16 protein-coding genes, 1 tRNA gene and 1 other annotated feature are annotated in these 18,217 nt (G+C 56.0%); of the genes, 4 read left to right on the plus strand and 13 right to left on the minus strand.

Features of this window, described 5'->3' with window-relative positions:
* Positions 1-87: 87 nt before the first annotated feature.
* The 7 genes from H8699_RS04260 to H8699_RS04290 form a co-directional block, all read right to left on the minus strand.
* Positions 88-1,278, minus strand: coding sequence for an AfsR/SARP family transcriptional regulator (locus H8699_RS04260; RefSeq protein ID WP_249284628.1), 1,191 nt, complete (start codon positions 1,276-1,278; stop codon positions 88-90).
* A 331-nt stretch (positions 1,279-1,609) separates the two neighbouring features.
* Complete coding sequence (locus H8699_RS04265) at positions 1,610-2,272, minus strand: DUF6320 domain-containing protein (protein WP_249284629.1); 663 nt, start codon at positions 2,270-2,272, stop codon at positions 1,610-1,612.
* A gap of 13 nt (positions 2,273-2,285) precedes the next feature.
* Entirely contained in the window at positions 2,286-3,539 is a 1,254-nt protein-coding gene (locus H8699_RS04270) for a hypothetical protein (protein WP_249284630.1), read from the minus strand.
* A complete protein-coding gene (locus H8699_RS04275; protein WP_249284631.1) occupies positions 3,514-4,467 on the minus strand; it encodes an alpha/beta hydrolase in 954 nt (317 codons plus the stop codon). Before H8699_RS04275 ends, H8699_RS04270 begins: the two co-directional genes overlap by 26 nt.
* A gap of 395 nt (positions 4,468-4,862) precedes the next feature.
* Positions 4,863-4,938: transfer RNA gene (locus tag H8699_RS04280), tRNA-Arg, on the minus strand.
* Between the two features lie 72 nt (positions 4,939-5,010).
* A complete protein-coding gene (locus H8699_RS04285) occupies positions 5,011-5,715 on the minus strand; it encodes a hypothetical protein (RefSeq protein ID WP_249284632.1) in 705 nt (234 codons plus the stop codon).
* 40 nt (positions 5,716-5,755) lie between these two features.
* The gene (locus H8699_RS04290) at positions 5,756-7,828 is read right to left on the minus strand and encodes a penicillin-binding transpeptidase domain-containing protein (RefSeq protein WP_249284633.1); all 2,073 of its coding nucleotides are present in this window, start codon (positions 7,826-7,828) and stop codon (positions 5,756-5,758) included.
* A 469-nt stretch (positions 7,829-8,297) separates the two neighbouring features.
* Between H8699_RS04290 and H8699_RS04295 the strand changes: the two genes are divergently transcribed.
* Together H8699_RS04295 and rsmA are read left to right on the plus strand one after the other, a co-directional pair.
* Entirely contained in the window at positions 8,298-9,710 is a 1,413-nt protein-coding gene (locus tag H8699_RS04295; RefSeq protein ID WP_249284634.1) for a 3D domain-containing protein, read from the plus strand.
* 102 nt (positions 9,711-9,812) lie between these two features.
* Positions 9,813-10,676, plus strand: a complete 864-nt coding sequence (gene rsmA, locus H8699_RS04300; protein ID WP_249284635.1) for a 16S rRNA (adenine(1518)-N(6)/adenine(1519)-N(6))-dimethyltransferase RsmA — start codon at positions 9,813-9,815, stop codon at positions 10,674-10,676.
* A gap of 113 nt (positions 10,677-10,789) precedes the next feature.
* Here rsmA and H8699_RS04305 read toward each other — a convergent pair whose 3' ends face one another.
* Positions 10,790-11,215: a VOC family protein gene (locus H8699_RS04305; protein ID WP_249284636.1), complete on the minus strand. Its 426-nt coding sequence runs from the start codon at positions 11,213-11,215 to the stop codon at positions 10,790-10,792.
* Positions 11,216-11,381: 166 nt separating this feature from the next.
* Positions 11,382-11,852: a GNAT family N-acetyltransferase gene (locus H8699_RS04310; protein WP_249284637.1), complete on the minus strand. Its 471-nt coding sequence runs from the start codon at positions 11,850-11,852 to the stop codon at positions 11,382-11,384.
* A 150-nt stretch (positions 11,853-12,002) separates the two neighbouring features.
* On the opposite strand from H8699_RS04310, the gene H8699_RS04315 reads away from it, so the two are divergent.
* Both H8699_RS04315 and H8699_RS04320 read left to right on the plus strand, forming a co-directional pair.
* On the plus strand, positions 12,003-12,548 hold the full coding sequence (locus tag H8699_RS04315; protein ID WP_249284638.1) for a nitroreductase family protein: 546 nt from the start codon (positions 12,003-12,005) through the stop codon (positions 12,546-12,548).
* A 12-nt stretch (positions 12,549-12,560) separates the two neighbouring features.
* Complete coding sequence (locus H8699_RS04320; protein WP_249284639.1) at positions 12,561-13,073, plus strand: nitroreductase family protein; 513 nt, start codon at positions 12,561-12,563, stop codon at positions 13,071-13,073.
* 70 nt (positions 13,074-13,143) lie between these two features.
* Here H8699_RS04320 and H8699_RS04325 read toward each other — a convergent pair whose 3' ends face one another.
* From H8699_RS04325 to metG, 4 genes are all read right to left on the minus strand, one after another.
* Positions 13,144-14,409 (minus strand): O-acetylhomoserine aminocarboxypropyltransferase/cysteine synthase family protein, encoded by a 1,266-nt coding sequence (locus H8699_RS04325; protein ID WP_249284640.1) that lies wholly within the window; start codon positions 14,407-14,409, stop codon positions 13,144-13,146.
* 56 nt (positions 14,410-14,465) lie between these two features.
* On the minus strand, positions 14,466-15,104 hold the full coding sequence (locus tag H8699_RS04330; protein WP_249284641.1) for a TatD family nuclease-associated radical SAM protein: 639 nt from the start codon (positions 15,102-15,104) through the stop codon (positions 14,466-14,468).
* Between the two features lie 73 nt (positions 15,105-15,177).
* Positions 15,178-15,945 carry a TatD family hydrolase gene (locus H8699_RS04335; protein WP_249284642.1) on the minus strand — a complete coding sequence of 256 codons (768 nt, stop codon included), beginning with the start codon at positions 15,943-15,945 and terminating at the stop codon, positions 15,178-15,180.
* Entirely contained in the window at positions 15,946-17,895 is a 1,950-nt protein-coding gene (gene metG / locus H8699_RS04340; RefSeq protein WP_249284643.1) for a methionine--tRNA ligase, read from the minus strand.
* Positions 17,896-17,955: 60 nt separating this feature from the next.
* Positions 17,956-18,195: a binding site (T-box leader), on the minus strand.
* Positions 18,196-18,217 lie beyond the last annotated feature (22 nt).

Raw genomic sequence — 18,217 nt, forward strand, 5'->3', positions numbered from 1 at the left:
ATTATAAAATCGCGCTGTCATAACAGCATCACATATTATCACGCATTGGCTCATCTGCAATTTTTTGTGGGCATACGTGACGCTTATTCAGCCCTCGATCTGCTTGACATCCCACAGGATGCGGATATCCTGCTGCTTGTTTTTCTGGTCGAATTTTTGCACGATGCGATTAATGGCGATCATACAGTTATTCTCATTTTGCGCCGAGAGGATGATCGAAAACTGGGTGGCGCTAAAACGGGTAAACACATCGTTCCGGCGCAGCTGATCAAAGATGATCTGCTTAAGCATCTCCATTTGTTGCTCCATCGTTTCGCTGGGCGCCGCGCTTGCGCGGCGGTCCTCCAACGTAAGCAGGATCAAAAAGCGGGCATTGCGCGCCCGGCGGATGGACCGGGCATTAAAGCGGTAAATGTTTTTGAACACTTCGTAGTTGCAATAAAATGAACCGGAGGGCTGCGCATCCTCCCGCAGCCGGTCCTCCAGGTTGCGTATGCTCACCTTATAATCGGGGATTACCTGTACGATACGCGTATATACGTCGTGCAGGGTGCCGGTAATATCCACGCCCAGCTTGCAATAAAAAAGATCCACCACATAGTAATAGTAATCCATCGCGCGCTGAAATTGCCCCATCGCCAGCAGCGCCTCCAGGTAATATTCATGGATCTTTTCATACATCCGCTCCACTTTATTGACGCTGTCCACCAGATCCAGAATTTCCTCGAAGCGCTCGTGCGCCTTTAGATAGTCGCACACGCCCAGAATGCACTCCATATACTTGCGCTGGTAGTACATACTGGCAAAGGTCACCCACTCTTCATCCTGCATGTCGGACAAAAAGTCGCCGGAGTAAACTGAAATGGCGTTTTTCAGATTCTCATACTTTTCATCTGCATCCTTAGCCGCCCCGGCCTTGCGATAATAATCGTCAAATACGTCGATGTCAAGGACACAGGGGATCTCCGGATTCCAGGCATAGGTATTGCCTTTAAGCAAAATGCAGTCCACCTTCTGCTGGGGAAAGAACGGGGCAAAAGCCTGCCGCGCACGGTAGACCAGGTTGCGCAGCGCGCCGCCGGGGTTGCTGTTCTCTTCCGTCCACAGCGTTTCAAACAGCTTTTCCCTGGAAACCTCAATATTGCGGTTGGCCAGCAGATAGGCTACCAGCGTACTCAGCTGCTTGTTTTTCTTCTTGCCCGTTGGATATTCAAAGTGCTCATTGCTAACCGTAAACTTTTCAAACATTTTGATCTGCAGCGGTTGGATATTTTTCAACAACAAACTCCCCCCCATTTCATATTCGTAAGCTCAGTACAGTTTACGGGCATTGCCGCAAGACGCTGTAATATACGGTCAAAGGCCCGATATTTCCGTCACATATTAGGTTATTTTTAGTATATATCATAAATATGTGACGCACAACCCCATAGCCTTTTTTACCAATTTTTCTCTTCATGCCTATTTTAGATCTGCCTCAGCAACAGCGCATTTTTCCTGAACCATCATTGTCAGCAGTGGTTTCTACCTATATATAATAAGGTATCCGCTCGTCAATAAAAAAGCCTCCCTTTTAGGCTCAATTACCTTTAAAGGGAGGTTCTACTCATCACAAATGCAATTTTTTATGGATCTCACGGTACATGGCCTTCCAATTAAAAATCATCTGTAATAGGATCACGATCAGGCTGGCAGCCGCGCAGATCACCGACGGAATGATGACGCTCAGCACCCCGGTGAACAGAAAAACCAGGGGGATAACGCCCATCACCGCGCACAGGATCAGGCTGATAATATAGTCCCGGTCCGGCATATGCCGCACCCGGGAGAGGATGATCACCGCCAGCATAGCCCCCGTGCACACACAAGGGAAAACGTAATCCAACGACCAGCCCCGCCATCCCGTCAGTCCGTCCCATAAAAGTGCCACAGCGGAGATCAGCACCAGCTGCCACACGATATTGTTCAGCAGCTTCGCCTTCTTAACGATGCCCACAACTGCCCACAGCCACCCGCACCCCAATCCCAGCGCGGCGAATAGCGACCACCAAATCTTGGCCGGCACCAACAGGTTGATGGCGACGCAGATGATCGCGGCCGTCAGCGCGGCGCCTGAAATGATTTGGATCAGCCTTTTGCTGTGGCTTTGATCCTGGGGCAAAATCGGATAATCCGTATATTCCTCCCCGTCGCCCGTAAGGCCGCCTCCGCAAAGCGGGCAGTATCTGCGGTTGCCCGCCACGCTAACGCGGCATGATTTACAGTAAAGCATTGTATTTTCCTCTCTAGTCGGGGGCATTGCTCTTCACTTCGATCTTGATCCCCATTTCCGAAAGCATCCTGAAAAAATTGCGCTGCACATCAGTCTCCGCATAACGGGAGCTAAAGCCAATGGACAGCACATCCCCGCAAGTACAAATGCAGGCCTGCAGTTTAGCAGTGCTGGCCAGCACCGTCATACTGTGCACAAAGGGTTCCAGCGCCTCTGGCAGCGTGACCCTGCCGATGTTGGATACCACCATCGTCTCCCCGCCGTCAGAGACCCTGCGGGCAATGCGCAGGCAAAGGTTTTTAAAGCTTAGCGGCGCAATCTTTGCAAATGGATTGCGTTCTACGGCCATATAGCTGCTGATCCTGCCGCGCAATCGCTCCTGCGTCAGCTCCCGCTGGAAGGCTGCCTTGAGCGATGCGAGTATCTCATCCAAATCCTCTTCCCCATCTTTGAACTGATAAGCGACCCGAATATTTCCAAAAAAATTGCGGCTGGTCTCTGAGGGGAAGTACTGCCGCAGATTGACCGGTACCGTTATCACCACCGGCTTTTTTTCATTGTATAGCATCATCTCCCGGTGGATGGACAGCATCATCAATGCGCATAGAAAGACCGTCAGCGAGGTATGGTGGGCCTTTGCCAGCGCTAATACTGCCTGGCAGGGCATAAGCCCCTCTGTCACCCGAAGCATCTCGCCGGGCGTGCCGGTCAGCCGGTAGGCGCGTCGTGGCAGGCCGCTACTTTCCTTTTTGATGCGGCGGTAATATTTTTTAAAGCTGTCCTCCTCGCGGGAAGAGGTCGGGGCCGGGGCCAGTCCATCCAAAAGTTCAGCGCCGATCTGGCTGGGGTGCATTTGAATAAGATAGCAGCAGATCAGATAATTGAGAAACTGCATCGCGCCCGTACCGTCGGTCAAGGCGTGATAGACCTCCAGATTAATGCGGTTATGGTAGAAGCTCACATCAAACAACAGGTGCCGGCGGTTTCGGTAAAAAAGCTGTGCGCATACGCCGGTATTTTCCGCATGCACCTCAGGGTGCAGGTCGCTGGCTTCCAAATAGTACCAAAAAAGCCCGTTGCGCATGATATATAAAAAATGCGGGAAGCGCTCCAGCGTCTTTTCCAGCGCCCGCTGAAGCGGCGCTTGCTGCACGTTCTCGTTCAACTCACAGCTGAAGCGGAATACGCCCGTCACACGCGGGCTGCTGGTAGCGGGGAAGATCTTGCCGGCATTATCCAGTTTAAGCCAGCTGCCCGGCTGATTCATCCCGATCCCTCCCACTTAAAAATGAATTGATCAGCGCATGCGCGCGGCGCACATGGACATATCCTGTGCCCAGGCCCATAAATCCATGCAGAGCATCCTTCATGCGGTAAACCGTTACGCGGTTGCCTGCATCGCGCAGCTGCCTGGCATAGGCCTCCCCCTCGTCCCGCAGCGGGTCGTACTCGGCTGTAATGACCAAGGTATCCGGCTGGTTTGCAAAATCCTGCGCCAGCAATGGCGCAAAATAAGGACTTTGAAGGTCCTGGTCGCTTCGCTTATACAGGTCGATGTATTCGCAGATTCGCTTGGCCGTCAGCAGATAATCGCTGCCATTTTCCCGTATCGACGGATAAGGCGAAGCTGCGCTATGGTCGGCTGCCGTCGCCGGATAGATCAAAATCTGGCGCGGTATGCAAAACTCACCCTGATCCCTGGCCATCAGCGATACCGCCGCGGCCAGATTGCCGCCCGCGCTGTCGCCGATCAGCGTCACCCGTCCCGCCGCCTTAAAGCCAAACCCGGCGGGCCTGAGGATCAGCTCCCGCGCGGCGGCGTAACAGTCCTCCAGCCCCTGGGGAAAGGGATACTCCGGCGCCAGACGGTATTCTACCGATACTACGCAGCTGCGCGTAGCGCATGCAAGAGCATAGCACACCTTATTGTACGTATCAATACTCTCGGTTACCCAACCGCCCCCGTGGAAAAAAAGCAGGGTATCCATTCCCGCATCGTCCATCGGGCTATAGATCCGCGTCAGAATCTCTCTTCCGTCTGAGAGGATCATATGATCCCGCCAGCGGTTTTTGGGCAGCAGCGCCGGCGGCCGCAAATAGCGGATAGACCGCTCCAGCGGATATGTTTTACGGATGTCGATATCCGGATAAGAGAGCACCTTGAGGGCAAGGCGCATAAATTTATTGATCGCCATGGCATACCTTTCGGCGGCAAACGCACGCTGCCAGTACACAGGCCGCGCATTGCCGGATTGGCTTTATTATAGCACAGTTTAAAACCAACCGCCAAACCTGGGCATTCGGCCGATTTTTGCGCGCAGCTTGCACCCAGGCCCCATACAATAGCAATTATTAAACTGTTGCTTTATACCTATCGGTCAGCAATCGTTGTGAAATATAAAAGATACTCCTTATGCCTTACTGGTGGAGATTATACGCCCAAGGTGGCAGCGAGCCAAAGCCGCCGTAAGCGCGTTTATACCTCGCGCTACGCCCCTTCAGGCTCCCGCTCGCTTGAACCCACCTGGGTTCGAATCCCACCGATAATTAAAAAGCCCAGCACTGCGCTTTCGCGCGGTGCTGGGCTTTTTGGTGCGCCTGGCGGGATTCGAACCCACGGCCTTTCGAGTCGGAGTCGAACACTCTATCCACTGAGCTACAAGCGCATTTTTCGATTGCGTATGTTAGTATAGCACATTTCCGCCGGATTGAAAACCCCCCGGCCAAAATTACCCATCTTATGATTCAGCACACACACCCAGGATCGCGTCCCAAGCGATCACCTCTTCCAGCGCGACTTGATCGTGCGCGTCTTTTAAACGCTGGTGCACGCTGTCGATAGCCTGGGCGATCGTCATTTCTGGCGTGCCTCCCGGCGGCACATAGCTTCGGGATGGATAAATCTCCTCAAATGCGGCCGAAGCCTTTCCCAGCGTCGTACCCGCCATCTGATCTCGTACCAGGCCCCAATATGTCCTTACGGCCTGCTCCATCCTTTGGTCGCCCGGGCCGGCGTTATCTCCAGCGATGTTATCCATTTTTTCCATCAGTTCGGGGAAACAATCCTGTGCCTGCGCATAAATCTCCTGCACCGTCTGCGCGCCGGATGCGGCAACAGCGGCATCCAATTCTTCCTGCATCTCTTCCCGCTTTTCCGGGTCGCTCAGCTGATCCACCACGCCCATCCCCCGGAAGTAAGCGCCCCGGCTGGTCCCCTCCAGCGGGGAATATACCGTCACAAAATAGATAATCACGCCCGCGGCGATCAGCATCACCGCCGTAGACGCCGCCAGCAGCACCTTTGCCCGCTTCAGCGCCAGCAGCACGCCGCTTTTATCCTTTTTTACCGTTTCCTCATCCAAGCGCAATTTTTCGGGCCGCGCATGTTTCTCACAGTAATCCGTAATCGCCTTGCTCGGTTTGGGGCCCCTCTGCTCTGCCATACTTTACCCCCTCGGCCTTTCCATCTCACTGCCTACTATCTTACGGCAAAAACATGTTTTGTGCAATCACCGATTTACTCGTCGTATTGCCGTCGATCGCGTCGATCATCACGCACACCGCCCTGTCAAAGCTGCCGTCCGATACATAACCGGTAAACCAGTTGATCTCGTGCTTCTTTAGCGTGCCGACCTCCGCCGTACCCGTTTTGCCCGATACGCCCATGCCTGCCGGGGCGCAGGAGATGCCCGTGCCGCTGGTCACAACCTTGCGCAAAATGGGCTGCAGCACCTCCATCGATGCCTCAGAAACGATATTTTCCAGATAGACCTCCGGTTCGGTGCTGGATACCAGCACATAGTCCTTATCCTCCATCCGCCGGGTCTCTTTGACCAGGAACGGCTTCATCGCCGTGCCGCCATTGGCAAAGCAGGAGAACAGCACGTTCAGCTGCAGCGGGGTGATCAGCATCTCGCCCTGGCCATACCCACAGTCCGCCAAAAACTTTTCGTTCTCCATCTCGCCGGAGTTGGAGATCTGCGCCTTGCCAACGCTAAGGTCAAAGGGCATCCTTTCTCCAAAGCCGATCTTTTTCAGGTATTCGGTAAATCCATCCGAACCCACCTTCATCGCTACATCCGCATAATAGATATTATCCGAGTGCATCATCGAATTTTCCATATTGTAGGGCTGCGCGTAATCAGAATAGCGCGTAATGGGCGGGTAGATCCAGGAAGGGTCGTTAGGCTTCCACCTGCGGTTTACGATATTGCCGGTAAACACATAGTCCTTGGTAATGGCGCCGCTCTCCATCCCAATGGCGGCTGTAAAGGGCTTAATGGTAGAGCCCGGCGCATATAGTCCCTGAAATGCCCGGCTGAACAGGGGCTGGTTGCCGTTTTCATCGTTCAGCTGGTCCCAAGTCGCCTGATCGATACCAAGCGCAAAGAGGTTCAAGTCAAAGGTCGGGTAGCTTGCCAGCGCCTCCACCGCGCCGGTTTTGGGGTTCAACACCACCACCGCGCCGCTGTTTCCCTCGTCAATATTCTCTTTTAGCAGTTTTTCCGCCCGGCTTTGCAACTTATAGTTAATATTGAGGATCAGATCCAGCCCATCCTCGGCGGCAATTTTGCATACGGTCAATTTTAGCCGGCCATCGGAGCTGTAAAGCCGCACTTCTTTGCCGTTTTTACCGCGCAGCTGGGATTCATAGGCCGCTTCCAGCCCGGTCTTGCCGATGCGCTCGTCGGCGCCATAAATCTCGGGGTCCAACTTTGCCAGCTCCTCCTCAGAGGCCACGCCCATATAGCCGATCACATGGGCCAACATATCCCCATGGGGGTAGATGCGCTGGGGGGTGTACATCTTCTCGTCAATCCCCACGCCCGCGATTTCGCCCAGCTGTGTGCGCAGCTCGTCGCTCATCTTTCCATAAGGATAGGCCTTGATGATCGCCAGGCCATCCCGCTGGGTTTCCTTGCTGTTTAAGATCTCCGTGATCTTTTCGGCCTCCATCTCCAGCGCCGCGCTTAAGGAGGAAACCAGCGCCGTTTCGTCCTCCACTTTGTCCGGCAGGACATAAACCGTTGACGCATAACCGTTTTGCGCCAGCAGTTCTCCATCGCTGGTGAATATCTCGCCGCGCTTGCCCTGGGTGGTCACGGTGCGCAGCTCGTCGTCCGCCTCCATGCCGGGCAGTACCAGGCTATAATCCCATTGCACCTTCCACTCGCCATTTTGCTTGACCAGCGGTAGCTCCATATCATAGCTGACCTCGCCATAATCGCCAGCTGTATAGGTCAATTTGAACTTTTCATATGCTCTGGTCTCGCTCTTGCGCATCTCCCCCACCATTTCAGCGGCGATCGCCTCTATCCCGATGGGGTCGTAGATCTTCCGGTGCGCCTGCTCAAAATCCTCAAACGTCACGCTGCGCTGGGTCACGGTGTCGAGCATATCGTACATGCCCTGGTAATCCCGCTTGGCCCACAGTTGGTGGTACCGCTGCGCTGCTGCCTGTTCAGCCTCCTGCGCGCCTATCCCGCAGCCTGATAACAATAATAGCTGGCATAAAAGTATAAAACTGATGGCCAATGCGCCCATCCGCTTGTGCATAAGTCGCTCCTTTTCTACTATGGGCCCAGTTAAGCGCTGCTTTAGCGCGATATTCCCATATCCCTTTATATATAATGTAAGAATCCCGGCCGCTCCGCTGTTACAGCCTGTAAAATACGCCGTTTTCGCCTGCAAAACCTGATTCTTTAGTTTCTTTGGGCTGCTACTAAAAGTAGTATTTTTATTACAGAATCGTAACATTTCAGGCTTCGACAGTTTTCGCGCCGCGATTAGATATATTATACGCTTATATGGTATGGGTGTAAAGTTTGAGACCGAACATATAGTATTTTCCAGCAATAGCCTCTAACCCTTATTTTTTATAAAAAAGTGGGGGAAAATATCCGAATTTAACCCTTTTTTTAGGCAAAAATGGTATTTGCGCCAAAGGATTTGTTTGACAAACGAAATTTACTCATATAAAATAGCGATACGCTAAATCTTAAAGTGGGACAAGGCAGGTGAAAACATGCGCAGCTTGAAACGTTATGCCTATGGCACGGGCACCCGGCTGGATCTGACCAATGAACAGGAACGGTTGGGGACGCGCGCCGCCGAACGGGCTCAGCAATTGTTGACCCCCTTACAAAGGCATGCGGATCAATACCGGACGCGCAGGCGCACTGGGCAGTGGGGCAAAATCAGCCACTCTCGCCGGGCGCGGGTGCGCGATGGTTCATTTGGACAAACTGCGTGGAGCCAGTTTTGGAGCGATGTGCAGACCCTTTGCAGCCCGAATAGCCTGCGGATCGGTCTGGGCGTCATCGCCGTACTTTTTTTGAGCTTAGGGATCCTATGGTGTGTTAAAAGCGCGCAGCGCTGCGTCGTCACGCTGGATATCGGCAACGAACGCCGCCAGATCCAGACCCAGAGCGAGAACGTGGGCCAGTTACTGGAGCAATACGGTATTACCCTTGGCGAGGCGGACAAGGTGGAGCCGCCCTTGGATACGCCGGTTTACGCCAACATGCGCGTTACCGTACAAAACGCCGCCAACCTTCTGGTACGGGTGGATGGAGATGTGCGCCAGGTCAAGATCCTGGAGGGCACGGTACAGGATGCGCTGCAGCTGGCCGGCATCACGCTGGGCGAATATGACGAAGTCGAGCCGGCGCTTGAAAACAGCATCTACCCCGGCATGCAGATCGAGGTCGCCCGCGTGGAAAAAAAGCGGGAGGTCCTTTACGAAACGCTGCCCTTTGATACTGTTATAGAAAAGACCGATTCGCTAGAGATCGGCACCGAAAAGGTGGCTTTCTCCGGCAAAGAGGGCGAAGTGATGCGCGAGATGGAGATCACCTTGCGCAACGGCCAGGAGGTAGAGCGCGAGCAGGTGGCCTCCATGGTGCAAAAGGCGCAAAACCGCGTGATCTTGCAAGGGACCGGTGCGCCGCAACAGGTGGCTTCCAGCAATGTCAGCCAGAAAAGTACTTCTAAAACCGAGAGTTCCAGCGGTAAAACGACGGCCAAAAATACATCGTCCTCCACCAGCAAAGGTACTTCATCCAGCAGCGGGAATAAGACCTCTTCCTCTGGCAGTAGCTCCAGCTCGAGCGGCAGCTCCTCCAGCAGTGAGGCGGTTTTAACCATCGGCGGAAAGAACTATGCCTATTCCTCCGTCTTATCCGGCAGAGCCACGGCTTATACCCATACGGGCAGGCCTACGGCTTCCGGTGTTATGCCCTCGGTAGGTACGGTGGCCGTGGATCCAAGCGTGATCCCGCTTGGGACGCGGCTTTACATCCCGGGTTATGGGTTTGGCGTGGCGCAGGATACGGGCGGCTCATTTATCAGCGGCAACACCGTGGATCTCTTCATGAATACGGAGGCCGAGTGCCGCTCTTGGGGTATCCGCTCGGTAAAAATTTATATTTTAAAATAGGGCCTTCTCTGTTAGAATAATATAGAAGCGCGCAAAAGGGGTTTAACCAGCAAAGAGATTTGCTCGGCTTAAACTCCTTTTTTAAGGATAAGGAGCAAACGCATGAATAGATTGACCAGCCCTACCGTCGTGCAGGAGCTGATGGCCCGCCACGGGGCGAGCTTTACCAAATCCCTGGGGCAGAATTTTCTGATCGACGAAAACATCCTTCAAAAGATCGTGGATGCCTCCGCCATCGGCCCAGGCGACCGGGTACTGGAGGTAGGCCCTGGCATCGGGGTACTGACCCAGGCCATGGCCCAGCGCGGCGCATTCGTTACCGCCGTGGAGATCGACCGGCGGTTGATCCCCATTTTAAGCGATACGCTGGCCGGGTATGACCATGCGAGCGTGGTACAGGGGGATATTCTCAAGGTCGATCTGCCTGCACTGTGGCAAGAGCACTTGGAGGGACAGCCCTTTAGCGTGGTGGCAAACCTGCCCTATTACATTACCTCCCCCGTCATTATGGCCATACTGCAAAGCGGCCTGCCGCTGCAAAGCATGACGCTGATGATACAAAAAGAGGTGGCCGACCGGATGAGCGCCGCGCCCGGCGGCAATGATTACGGGCTGCTATCGGTAGCGGTGCAGTTTTATTGCCGGGCTGAGCTGCAATTTATGGTACCGCCTTCCGCCTTTATGCCCCGCCCCAAGGTGGGCTCCGCAGTCATTACGCTGACAAAATTGCCGGAGTGCCCTGCCGGGCCGGTGGACGAAGACGCATTTTTCCACCTGGTGCGCGCGGCTTTTGCCATGCGCCGCAAGACTTTACACAACAACCTGGCCGCTTCAAATTTTGGCCTCTCGCGGGATCAGGTGCGGGAAAAGATCGAAGCCTGTGGGCTATCGCCCGCCGTCAGGGCCGAGGCGCTATCCTTGCAGGATTTTGCACGGCTGACCCGGGCGTTTTATGGCGCCGATTAAACATGCCCCAGAGCGGGTGATGTTTTCCTTCGCAGACAAAAGCGGAGGTTCCAAAAGGAGCCCTCCGCTTTCCGTGTTTATAGCAAGCCGTCTTTATAATTGTCCTTACCGGCTTAAAGCAGGGCAAACTGGCTGCTTTCCATCAACTCTTTCATCCGGCACAGGCAAAAGGGATGTCCGGCAGGGTCCAGCATCACCCGCCAGTCATTAGAAAACTGCTCGGCCGCCACCGTCGCGCCGCACGCAATGGCGTGCGCAACCGCTTTTTCCAAATCACTAACGGCGAAGTCCAGATGGGCCATCTGTTGCTGCGCACCGGGCTGCTCCGGCCATACAGGCGGCTGATAGTCCGGATTGCGCTGGAACGTTATGCCGGGGTAGGCCCCCTGCGCCGCCCCCGGCGCCCCCACGCAGGCCCAATCCTCATCATAGAAAGGGATCTCCCATCCCAGCAGCGCCGCATAAAATTGCGCCAAAGCATAAGGCTCCTTACAATCCACCGTAAGGGCGTACAGTTTAATTTTCAGCTTTGCATCCATATTGCAATATATTCTCCCTTTCAACCTATTTTCACCGTGCCTAAACCAAACGCGGTTATGTAGCATATTTTACGGCAGCAGGCAGGCCTTTACGCCTCGTCATCCTATCGCCGCGCCGCCTTATTATCATCATGGTAACGGCGCGGAGCTGACTTGTCAAACCTTGTCATCGAAATTTCTCCATGCGGTACAGACCCTCCGCATCCAGGCTCTTGACGCCGCCCTTATAGCCGTAACCCATCTTTTCATAAAACCGGCATGCTGTGATGGACGCCGGGATCTCAATGCGGCGGGCGCGCAAAAACAGCTCATCGCCCTCCAATGCCTGTATGATGCGGCGGCCGATGCCCCTTCCGTGGTACTCCGGCAGCACGAAAATGGTCAGCAGAATGCTCTCGGTCTGGCTGCCCCAATAGCTCGTGATGGAGCCCGTCCCCACGATCCGCTCCCCTTCATCCGTAACGACATAGGTATGCGCCTGGCTGGCGATCTCCAATATCTTTTCCGGGCTGTACGCCTCGAACAGAGCCTGCATCTCGCAAAGCGGATAATCCCGGATATTGACCTCCATAAAATTGCGGCGAACCAGCGCCGATACGGCCGTTGCGTCCTCCGCGCGGAACCTTCTGACCTGCATCAAACATCACCCTTTCAAGAAAATATCGGATCACTTTTGCCCTGCGCCCTTTTCTCTCCCTTTTTCCTGTTGACAACCATGCTATAATGGATATGGAAATACTTGGATATCTTCATCATACACAAATCAACCATAAGGGGAGGAAATAGCATGCAGGAATTTCATCAGGACAACCGTTTATCCGTAATCTTTAACCGCCGCAGCGTCCGCAGTTATCAAGATAGGCCCGTGGAGCGGGAAAAACTGGAGCTGCTGCTCAAGGCCGCCATGGCCGCACCTTCCGCCCGCAATTCCAAGCCCTGGGCCTTTGTCGTGGTCGATCAGCCCGAAAGCATGAACGCCCTGCGGGATACGATGCTGTTTGGCAAATACAATGCGCCCGCCGCCATCGTGGTCTGCGGGGATATGTCCAAAACCCAGGAGGGCGAAAAGGGTGGATTCTGGATCGAGGACTGCTCGGCCGCGCTGGAGAACATCCTCATCGCCGCCGTGGGGCTGGACCTGGGAACGGTATGGCTGGGCAGCTATCCCAATTCCGCCCAATATCCGGCCGTACAAAAGACGTTGGGCCTGCCCGATACGCTGGTTCCGCTGGGCGTGGTCTACATCGGCTACCCGGCCGAAAAGCCGGAGCCCCGCACCCAGTACGACGAGGCGGCTATCCACTGGCAGCGTTTTGGCGGCCAAAAGAACTAAGGAGGGCTACAGATGAACCAAGCTTTAGAAAACCTGTACGCGCGGCGATCGATCCGCAAATTTACCGATAAACCTGTGACAGATGAGCAGCTGCACCAGCTGCTGAAAGCCGCCATGTGCGCCCCCACCGCCGCCAATACCCAGTGCTGGCACTTTGTCCTCATGCGCGATCCGGCGGCCCGTGAGGCCATCGTCAAAGTCCATCCCAACGGCCGCCCGCTGCTGGACGCGGATCTTGGCATCGTCATCCTGGCGGATCTGGACCGGGAAAAGGCCCCCGGCTACTTCCCCGGGGATTGCGGCGCCGCGGCGCAGAATATTTTGCTGGCCGCACAGGCACAGGGGCTGGGTGCGGTCTGGCTAGGCATCTATCCCATGCAGGAGCGGGTTGAAGCGCTTTCCCAGATCCTAAAAGTGCCGAAAAACATCGTCCCCTTCTGCATTATTGCCGTAGGCAACCCTGCTGAAAGCAGACAGCCCAACGACCGTTACCTAGCAGATCGGGTACACGAAGAAGTCTGGTAGTAGATTATCAATATACAAAAAAGCCTGCGCTAACAAGTGCGCAGGCTTTTTTACCCTGAAGCTTATTTCCCTATGCGTTTTCCAGCGCCTGGCGCACATCCTCAATGATATCTTCCACGTTCTCGATCCCTACGGATAAGCGGATCAGCCCCGGGGTGATGCCGCCGTCGATCAGCTGGCGATCGGTCAGCTGGCGGTGGGTCGAGCTGGCCGGATGCAGCACGCTGGTGCGCACGTCGGCTACATGTACCACCAAAGAGGCCAGTTTCAAACTATCGATAAAGCGCACCGCCGCCTCGCGCCCGCCCTTGATGGAAAAGGCGATTACCCCACTGCACCCCTTGGGCAGGTATTTCTCCGCCAGGGCCTTATAGGGGTTGCCCGGCAGCGTGGGATAGTTTACGGCTTCCAACTTCTCGTGCCCGGCTAAAAAGCGGGCCACGGCATCGGCATTCTGGCTGTGGCGCTCCATGCGCAGGTGCAGGGTCTCCAGGCCCAGGTTGATCAAAAAAGCCCCCTGCGCGCTCTGGCAGGTACCTAAGTCCCGCATCAGCTGCACGCGAGCCTTGGTGATATACGCCGCCTTGCCAAAATCCTTGGTATAGGTCACCCCATGGTAGGATTCATCCGGCTGGGTCAGCCCCGGGTACTTGCCGTTCTCCCAGTCGAAATTGCCGCTGTCCACGATCACGCCGCCCACCTGCACCGCATGGCCATCCATGTATTTGGTGGTGGAATGGGTGACGATGTCCGCCCCAAACTCAAAGGGGCGGCACAAAATGGGCGTAGCAAAGGTATTATCTACGATCAGCGGCACGCCAAATTGATGGGCGATGCGCGCCATCTTTTCGATATCCAGCACCGCGATGGCCGGGTTGGCGATGGTCTCGCCGAAAACCGCCTTTGTGTTGGTACGGAAGGCCTGGGCGATCTTCTCCTCATCGTCGTCAGCATTGACGAAGGTGACCTCGATGCCCATCTTTTTCATGGTCACTGCAAACAGGTTGACTGTTCCGCCGTAGATGGTAGAGGTGCTGACAAAGTGATCGCCCGCCTCCAGAATATTCAGCAGCGCCAGCAGGCTGGCCGCCTGCCCGGAGGAGGTGCAAAGCGCCCCTACGCCGCCTTCCAGCGCGGCAATCTTATTTTCCACCGCCTCGACGGTGGGGTTGGAGATGCGCGTATACATATGCCCAGGCGCCGTCAGGTCAAACAACTGCCCCACATGCTCCGTAGAGGCATAGCGGTAAGTGGTACTCTGGTAGATGGGCAGCGCCTGAGGCTGTCCGTTCTCCGCGTGATAGCCTGCGTGCAGGCACTGCGTCTCGATCTTCAAAACTTCATCTCTCCTTCAAGCTTTGCCCTACTTCTAATGGGCAAGCAGCGTTTCAATTACTCCTCGCCAGGCGTGCCGCTGGCGTATTCCGGCGTTTCCGGCGGGATATAGGCGCGCACCCGCAGCGGCAGGCCTACCTTAGCCGCCAATTTCCGGCAATTCGCCACCCGCCCTTGGCCGATCACGTCCACCACGCTCAAACAGGTATCGATCCCCTGTTTGGCGCAATCCTTGGCAAAAGAGAGCATCGCGTCAAAGGCCAGCTCGCCGTAGCGGCTGTTTACCGTCATCTGGTAATCCTTGGCATTGTCCATGTTCAGGCTGACCGAGATCACATCCACCGCGCCCACCAACTCCGGAGCGATCCTTCTGTTGTTGATCAGCTCCCCATGGCCATTGGTGTTCAGCCGTACCCGCTTGCCCTGGGCTTTCAGCCAGGCGCCCACGGTTTTGAGCTGCTCTAAGCGATAGGTAGGCTCGCCAAAGCCGCAAAAGACCACCTCGCGGTAATCCTCCAAGTTCACCTGACGCAGCGCTTCTAATACCTCATCCGTGGAAGGATCGTGATCCAGCCACAGGTTATGGTCCCCTACGCCCTTATGGTCCCGCCGCACGCAAAAGCTACAGGCGCAATCACACCGGTTGGTCAGATTGATATACAGGGCTCCGTCCAGATCATAAACCACTGTCTGCATAATATCCCCTCATTCTTTGCGGACCGGCCGCTCTTTTCTCCATTATAGTGCATCTTATCTCTCGCGTCACGCCTCAAAGCCCAAATAGGCGGCAGGCGTTCTCATAGCATTCCTCGGCCAGCCGGTCCGGCCCCACGCCGCGCACCGCGGCCAGGCGCGAAGCAACCTCGGCTACAAAGTCCGGCTGGTTGCGCTTACCCCGGTGGGGTTCGGGCGCCATATAAGGGCTGTCCGTTTCGATCAGCAGCCGGTCAGATGGCACCTGCGCGGCCACTTCCCGCAGCCTGCCGGCATTTTTAAAGGTCACCGGGCCCGCAAAGGAGATGTAAAAGCCCATATCCAGGCACTGTTTAGCCGTCTCCCAGCTGCCGGAAAAGCAGTGCATCACGCCCCGGGGCAGGCGGCCCCTGTTCGCGCGGAGCAATTCCATAGCATCTCCCCAGGCCTCCCTTAGATGGAAGCTCACCGGCTTATCCAACTGGACGGCCAGCGCCATCTGCTCAGCCATCTTTTCGCGCTGTACGTCCCGCGGACTCAGGTCATAATGATAATCCAGCCCAATTTCGCCCAGGGCCACCACCTTGGGGTGACTGAGCAGCGCGCGCAGCTGCTCCAGGTAATCCGCCGGCGCCTGCGCCGCCTCGTGGGGGTGCACCCCGGCCATGGCGTAGATAAAGTCGTACCGCTCCGCCAGGGCAATGGCCGCGCGGGAAGTCTCAAGGTCGGAGGCCGCGTTGGCCACCCGGGCTACGCCGCCCGCCTGCAGGTGGGCGATCAGCGCCTCCCGGTCCTCATCAAAACGGCTGTCGTCCAGATGGGCATGGCTATCGAACAGAAGCATTTAGCCCACCTCGGAACCCGGGGCCATCTCCCCGTCCACTGTCAGCACTTTCAGGCTGCCATCCGGCCCCTCGGCCGAGAGCAGCATGCCCTCGGACAGGATGCCCTTGAGCTTGGCCGGCTTTAAGTTGGCCACCAGAATCAGGTTTTTGCCCACCAGCTCCTCCGGCTTATAATACTTGGCGATGCCAGAGACCACCGTACGGGTCTCACCGCCCAGATCTAAGCTGAATTTCAACAATTTGTTGGAGCCTTCCACCGCCTCGCAGTTCAACACCCGGGCGACTTTCAGCTGTACTTTGGCAAAGTCGTCGATCTTGATCTGCGCAGGCGCAGGTTTTTCCTCCGCCTTGGGCTGCGGCTTGGCCTCCGGTTCCGGTTTAGCCGGCATCAACGCCTCCAGCTCCTTTTTCAGATCCAGCCGCGGGAACAGCGCCTCGCCCTTGCACACTTTGGCACCCGCAGGGAACTGGCCAAAGGCTTTCAAGCTGTCCCAGGTCTTGAGCGCCTCATCCTCCAGGCCGATCTGCGCATAAATCTTCTCGGGCACGTGCACCATGACGGGTGAGACCAGCACGGCAATATAGCGGATGGCTTCTACCAGGTGGTAGAGCACGCCCTTCAGGCGCTCCTTCCCCTCCTCGGTGCGCGCCAGCACCCAGGGCTCGGTCACGTCGATATACTTGTTGCAATCGCTGACGAACTTGAACAGCTCCGCCAGGGCTACGCTAAATTGCAGCTGATCCATCTGCTTTTCCATGCTGCCGGGCAGGGCCTCGGCCTTGGCGCGCAGCTCCTTATCCTCCGCGGCCAGCGGGCCGGGCGCGGGCACCGTGCCGTCAAAATACTTCTCTACCATGGCCACCGTGCGGCTGACCAGGTTGCCCAGGTCGTTGGCCAGGTCCGCGTTGATGCGGCCCACCAGCGCCTCGTTGGAAAACTCGCCGTCCGCGCCAAAGGGCATCTCCCGCATCAGGAAGTAGCGGATGGCATCCGGAGAATAGCGCTGGCACAGCACCACCGGGTCCACCACGTTGCCCTTGGATTTGGACATCTTGCCCCCGCCAAAGACCAGCCAGCCGTGGCCGAACACCTGCTTGGGCAGCGGCAGGCCCAGGGCCTTGAGCATGATCGGCCAGATGATGGTGTGGAAGCGCACGATCTCCTTGCCCACCAGGTGCACGTCTGCCGGCCAGTACTTTTGGTACAGGCTGTCGTCCTCACTGCCATAGCCCAGGGCGGTAATGTAGTTGCTTAGCGCATCCAGCCATACGTAGACCGTATGCCCCGGGTCAAAGGTGACCGGGATGCCCCACTTGATGGAGGTACGCGACACGCACAGATCCTCCAGCCCCGGCCGCAGGAAGTTATTGAGCATCTCGTTGGTGCGGGTCACCGGCTGGATGAACTCCGGGTTCTTCTCGATGTAATCGATCAGCCAATCCTGATACTTAGAGAGCTTGAAGAAATAGCTCTCCTCCCGCATGCGCTCCACCGGCCGGCCGCAATCCGGGCACACGCCGTCTTTGGCCTGGATCTCCGTCCAGAAGGATTCGCAGGGCGTACAATACCAGCCTTCGTACTCGGCCTTATAGATATCGCCCTGGTCGTAAAGCTGTTTAAAGATCTTCTGCACGGCTTTTACGTGCCGTTCGTCCGTGGTTCTGATAAAATCGTTGTAGTCCACGTCCATCAGCTTCCACAGCTCTTTTACGCCGGATACGATCTTATCCACGAACGCCTGGGGCGTGACCCCGGCCTCCTTAGCCCGGCGCTCGATCTTTTGCCCGTGCTCATCCGTCCCGGTGAGGAAATAGACGTCATACCCCGTCAGCTTTTTAAAGCGGGCCAGCGTATCCGCCGCCACCGAGCAGTAGGCATGGCCGATATGCAGGTTATCGCTGGGGTAATAGATGGGCGTGGTCACATAAAAAGTTTTTTTGTCCGCCATGAGGAAAATCCCCTCTTTCTATCTTTTCTTTTGGAAATTAAAAAAGGCACCCCAACCCCACGAAGGGGCGGGAATGCCCGCGGTACCACCCTTATTTTGCCGCCGTTGCGGCGGCCTCAAAGCCGGACGGCTAACACCATCCGCGCGCTGTATCGGGCGCGCCCGCTGCCGCCTAAGAATCCCTTTCGGCGCCAGAAGCTCCGGGGCCATGTTCGCCGCCCGCCCTTTGCCGGCTTTCACCCGCCCCGGCTCTCTTTTAAAAGGGATAAAAACGGTTACTCTTCCCATCATCGCTACAGGTCTACTATTTCCAATTAAAAAC

The organism is Luoshenia tenuis (genome assembly GCF_014384745.1).
In the GTDB taxonomy this organism is placed as follows: Bacteria; Bacillota; Clostridia; order Christensenellales.